Source organism: Kitasatospora sp. NPDC059747 (assembly GCF_042732955.1).
In the GTDB taxonomy this organism is placed as follows: domain Bacteria; phylum Actinomycetota; class Actinomycetes; order Streptomycetales; family Streptomycetaceae; genus Kitasatospora.
On the sequence record NZ_JBHWGV010000231.1, the window covers coordinates 5,382 to 5,725 of the forward strand.

The 344-nt window shown below is 73.5% G+C and carries 1 protein-coding gene; it reads left to right on the forward strand.

The features are described 5' to 3' along the window. Nucleotides 1-261, forward strand: a 261-nt coding sequence (locus ACFV4G_RS42800; RefSeq protein ID WP_380448970.1) for an RICIN domain-containing protein, incomplete at its 5' end; no start/stop codon positions are given. Nucleotides 262-344: the final 83 nt, after the last annotated feature.

The window sequence follows — 344 nt, forward strand, 5'->3', positions numbered from 1 at the left end:
TGGGGCGCCCGCCGGGTTCGGCCCCTCCACACGGGGCCCAGCACGACCGCGGGCGCCGCACTGGTCCAGCAGCCCGACAACGGGAGCGACCAGCAGCAGTGGAGCATCACCGCGCTCGGCGGCGGCTCCTACCAGCTCACCAACCGGGCGAGCGGGATGGCGGTGGACAACGGGAACGGCACGGTGGACGGCCAGATGGTGGTCCAGTGGACCGTCAACGGCGGCACGTCGCAGCAGTGGAACCTGGTCAAGGTCGGCTGAGCCGCGCCGTCGAAAACGTGTGTGGCGCCCCGGCGCAGTAGGGCGCCCCACACCCGGTGGGGCACCCGCGGGGGCCGATGCGT